This is a genomic window from Micromonospora sp. WMMD736 (assembly GCF_049179015.1).
In the GTDB taxonomy this organism is placed as follows: Bacteria; Actinomycetota; Actinomycetes; order Mycobacteriales; family Micromonosporaceae; genus Micromonospora.
The window spans coordinates 1-5,198 of the sequence record NZ_JBMHMI010000155.1 but is presented as its reverse complement, the minus strand read 5'-3'; the positions used below and the strand labels follow the sequence as shown (position 1 = coordinate 5,198).

The following is a 5,198-nucleotide window of genomic DNA, read 5'->3' as shown; positions in this document are numbered from 1 at the left end:
GTGTATCTGCCTCCGGCGTGGTTCGCATCCAATCCACCGCCACCGCTGCCGGCTGTGCTCATGATCGGCGCGGAGTTCAGCCACCCGTCGGACTGGCCGGACACCGGCGGAGCGCTGCAGACTCTGGACAGTTTCGCGGCCCGGCACGGCGGCAACACCCCGGTGATGGTGTTCCCGGACTCCACCGGCAGCTTCAACAACGACACCGAGTGTGTCAACGGGCCCCGCGGCAACGCCGCCGACCACCTCACCAAAGATGTTGTTCCGTATGTGATTTCGAAGTTCGGGGTAAGTCCGGACGCATCCCATTGGGGGCTGGCCGGATGGTCGTCGGGCGGCACCTGCGCACTCACCTTGGCGGTGAAGTACCCGGAACTGTTCAGCGCGTTCGTCGCCCTCGACGGTCAACTCGGCCCCAACACCGGTACCCAGCGTCAGACGATCGCGCGACTCTACGGCGGCGACGCCGACGCCTGGGCGGCGTTCGATCCGAAGACCGTGATCGAACAACACGGGCCGTACCAGAACATGGCGGCTTGGCTGGGGGTGTCGGAGAACCTCGCCGCGCAGCACTGGGCCCCCACCGACGGCCCACCCGAAGAGATCGCGGACTGGGATCCGTACTCCGAGGAGCATGCGGCCAACGCGAAGAAGTTGTGCACGCTGCTAAGCGGATACCAGGTCGAATGTGTGGCGGTGGGGTATTCGGGCAGCCACGACTTCCAGTCCGCGGGGCGCGGATTCGCCGAGGCCCTGCCGTGGCTGGCCGGTGTGCTCGGCACTCCCGAGGTAGATCCGGTTCCGATGCCGGGCGCCGGTTGATCGCAGCAAAGGGCTGCGCCGTATTGACGTTGATGCAATAGTTGGGCGTCCACCTGGCACCACCCGTGGAGTCTGATATGTACGCCAACGGCCGGTACATCGCGCGGATCGGCGTCCTCGCCGTCGCGCTGACGTTCGGCGGAGCCGTCGCGACCACGACCGCGGGCATCGCATGGGCCGACGACTCCACGTCGGCGGAGTCGCCGTCGAAGTCCACCGGCTCGGAAACCTCGGGCGCGCAATCGACGTCGCCGGCCAAGACGGACCCGCCTCCCGGTCCGGCGGGCCTTGCGTCGGACCAGTCGGAGGCAATCGCGTCATCCGATGACTCCGTCACCACGCCCGAAGGCGATGAGGAGAAGCCAACCGACGGCGAGCCCCCATCGTCGCCGTCCCAATCGGAAACAATCCTCGATGCCGGGGTGATCGTGCGCAGCTCCGGAGGCGCGCACACCTCAGGCTCCGACGAGCCGGTCACAGCAAACGACGACAAGGTAGTGGTCAGCAGCTCCGGAGGTGCGCACACGTCAGGCTCCGACGATCCCGTCACAGCAAACGATGACGGTTCGTCGGACTTCACGCAACCAGCTCGCGCCAAGACCAAACTTGCCGATACCCTGTCGCGCCACATGGCCGAGGCCCGCGGGTCGCTGACCCAGGCCAGGGTCGCCGTCAAGGGCCTCGTACAGCGCTCAGCAGCCGCCGCGCCGACCCCCGACGAGCCCGAGACCCTGGGCCAACCCTCGCCGACGAAGATCTCGGTACTGCACGCGCCCGAACCGGATCCGTCCGAACCGAGTAAGCCGCGCCCGGCCGAACAACTGGCTGCCTGCGTCTGCACCGCGATCGACACGCTGAGCCCGGTCGTGCAACGGGTTACGACGGCGATCAACGAACTGGTCTTCGGAACCGGCACGGGTGTGCCGATCGATTCGCCGATACTGTTGGCCGTGGTGGGGTGGGTGCGCCGACAGGTCGACGACGCGCTTGCCTCCCCGCTGGGCACCGAAGTCCTCAGACTCGTCCGGCAGGCCGAGTTGGAGTCGGCCAAGTTCACGCAGGACCTGTGCGGCGGGCCCACGACGGGCTTGCCGGTCGACCTGGAACGCACCGTCATCGTGTCCGGTCTCGACGAACCCGTCGACTTCCGCTTCCTGCCCGACGATCCCGACGACCCAGCCGACGGCGGGATCCTCATCGCGGAGAAGGGCGGCGCGATCAAGCTCCACCAGGACGGGCAGCCGCTGACCACGGTGGTGGTGTTGCCGACGCTGACCGACTTCGAGAGCGGCATCGGCGGGATCGAGGTCGATCCGAACTTCGCCGAGAACCACTACGTCTACGTGTCCTACACCCGGGCCGACAACAAGGACGTGCTGTCACGGTTCACGCTGCAGGGCGACCAGGACGCCATCTTGGCCTCCGAAGTCGTGCTGGTGGAGTCCAGTGACCCGGCCGGCCCCATCCACCACGGCGGCGAGATCCACTACCGCACCGAAGACGGCGTCGACTACCTGTACTGGGCCACCGGCGACAACTCGACCAGCACCAACGCCCAGGACCTGTCGAAGACCCACGGCAAGATTCTGCGCATCCATCCCGATGGGTCGATACCCGAGGACAACCCGTTCGTCGGTGTCGAGGGTGCGCGTGAGGAGATCTGGGCCTACGGACTGCGCAACCCCTTCCGGTTCACCTTCACGCCGGACGGCCAGATGCTGGTGGGCGACGTCGGCGCCGCCGAGTGGGAAGAGCTCAACCTCGTCACCCGCGGCGCAAATTACGGGTGGCCCAACGCCGAAGGCGCCTGCGAAGGTTGCGGCTACGTCGACCCGATCTGGGCCTACCCGCACTCCGCCGAGACGGCCGGAACCGGGTCGATCACCTCCGTCCTGGTGTACACCGGTGACACCCTGCCCGAGGAGTACGCCGGCAAAGTCTTCGTCGCCGACTACACCCTTGGCTGGATCAAGGTGCTCGAATTCGATTCCGAATACACCACTTTGATCAGCGAGCAAACCCTCGACGGCGAGGCCGGCACCACCGTCAAGCTGGCGCAGGGGCCGGACGGCAACATCTACCAACTGAACATCTATCCCGGGCAGCTCTCGGTCATCGCGCCGGCGGACGGCAATCGAGCGCCGACAGCCGTGCTGACGGCCACCCCGGCCAACGGTTACGCCCCGCTCGAGGTTCAGTTTTCATCCGCAGGCTCCAGTGACCCCGATCTGTTCACCAACCTGACCTACCACTGGGACTTCGGCGACGGAACGACGTCCACCGATGCCAACCCGGTGAAGACCTACGCCACCAACGGCAACTACGACGTGACGTTGACCGTCAGCGACGGCGACGAAACGGGCACGGCCACCGAGACCATCGTGGTCGGCAGCACGGCGCCAGTCGTCGAGATCACCTCACCGGTCCACGAGTCCAACTACAACGCCGGTGACACCATCACCTTCACCGGCACCGCCACCGACGCCGACGAGGAATTGCCCGACAGCGCCTACGAATGGACGGTCGTCTTCCACCACGCCGACCATGTCCATCCGGTCGTCAGCGGTGTCACCGGCAAGAGCGGCAGCATCACCGTCCCGCGTGACCCGCACAACGGCGCCGACACCTGGTACGCCATCACCCTGACCGTCACCGACAGCAGTGGCCTGCGCACCACCGAACGGGTCGAGGTGTATCCCAACCTGGTGACGTTGACGGTCAACGCCAACGACCCCGACGCTCAGTTCACCATCGACGGCCAGCCCAGAACCGGGTCATACACCGAACAGGCGGTCGTCGGAGTGGAACGGGTGCTGGGGGCGCCGTCGCCGCAGACCGTCAACGGTCAACAGCTGGTCTTCAACAACTGGTCAGACGGCGGGACGCAGAATCACACGATCACGACGCCCGCTACCGACGTGACCTACACCGTCACCTACGACACGGTGCCGACCGTGTTGTGAGCCGGAGATCTCCAGCCGATCTCCACGCTTCCTACAAGCGCCGACCTGCCCTGCTGCGACAGCATCGTTGGCATGAAACACACCATCAAACCCACCACTGAGCTGGCATGTCGCGCCGCATTGTTGGTCGGCACCGCCGCCGCCGCGGCCGGCATGTTGCTGGCCCCGGCCGCATCGGCTGCCACGGAGTCCGCCGTGACCACCATCGGCCTACTCGAGGCACAAGGCTTCGACGTGCGGGTGGATCGCATCGGCACTGCCCCGCTCGATGAATGCCAAGTCACCGCAATCCGAAACCCGCAGGAGCAGAAGCAATTCGTCCGCGTCGACGTCGGACGGCGCGACCGGGTGATCCCGGTCGTCGTCAAGAAGACGATCACCGTGTCGTTGGACTGCTCGCGCTGATCGCCGGTCCGGCCTTCGGGAACAGCCGGTGGGCCTGGCCCGATGGGGATACCATCTGCCGAAAGGCGCCCCACCGAGCGAGGTCCACATGACGCAGATCAGCGCGCACGACCCGCACCATCGACCCGAGGCCGACCTCCGCGAAAAGGGGCTCAACCGCGACGCCGTCGGCCTGCTGGGCGGGACGGTACTGGGCATCTCCTCGGTGGCGCCGGCCTATGCACTGACGGCCACCATCGGGATTCTGGTCGCCGAGGCCGGTTCGAAGATGGCGGTGGTGATCATCGCCGGGTTCCTGCCGATGTTCTTCGCCGCCTACGCCTACCGCGAGCTCAACAAGGTCGCTCCGGACTGTGGCACCTCGTTTACCTGGACCACCAAGGCATTCGGTCCGTACGTCGGCTGGCTCGGCGGCTGGGCCGCGGTGGTGGCGACGGTGATCGTGCTGTCCAACCTGGCCGGTGTTGCGGTGCAGTTCTTCTATCAGTTCATCGGCGACCTGTTCAACAACGAGACCATCTCGGCGCTGTGGGAGAACCCGTTCATCAACGTGCTGACCTGTCTAGCGTTCCTGGCGGCGGCGACGACGGTGGCCTACCGCGGCATCACCACCACCGAACGGGTGCAGTTCTTCCTGGTCGGCTTCCAGATGGTGGTGCTGCTGGTGTTCACGGTGATGGCCTTCGCCAAGTCCGGATCCTCGGCGACCGGGATGGCATTCAGCTGGGATTGGTTCAGCCCTGCCGGCCTGACCCTGTCCGCGTTCATCGCGGGCCTGTCCGGTTCGATCTTCGCGTTCTGGGGCTGGGACACCGCGCTGACCGTCAACGAGGAATCCAAGGATTCCGACAAGACCCCGGGCCGGGCGGCACTGCTGTGTGTGCTGTCGATCCTGCTCACCTATCTGCTGGTGGCGGTGGCCACCCAGATGTACGCCGGCGTCGGCACCGAGGGCCTGGGGCTGGGAAACGAGGAGATCGAAGAGAACGTGTTCGGTGCGTTGGCCGA

4 protein-coding genes are annotated in these 5,198 nt (G+C 66.2%); all 4 read left to right on the top strand.

The window, feature by feature from the left end; genetic code table 11:
- A complete protein-coding gene (locus ACN269_RS34995) occupies positions 1–822 on the top strand; it encodes an alpha/beta hydrolase (protein ID WP_421477666.1) in 822 nt (273 codons plus the stop codon).
- A gap of 77 nt (positions 823–899) precedes the next feature.
- On the top strand, positions 900–3,785 hold the full coding sequence (locus ACN269_RS34990) for a PQQ-dependent sugar dehydrogenase (RefSeq protein WP_421477664.1): 2,886 nt from the start codon (positions 900–902) through the stop codon (positions 3,783–3,785).
- Between the two features lie 72 nt (positions 3,786–3,857).
- The gene (locus tag ACN269_RS34985) at positions 3,858–4,190 is read left to right on the top strand and encodes a hypothetical protein (protein WP_421477662.1); all 333 of its coding nucleotides are present in this window, start codon (positions 3,858–3,860) and stop codon (positions 4,188–4,190) included.
- Positions 4,191–4,278: 88 nt separating this feature from the next.
- Positions 4,279–5,198: APC family permease (locus ACN269_RS34980; RefSeq protein WP_421477660.1), on the top strand; the 920-nt coding region annotated here is incomplete at its 3' end.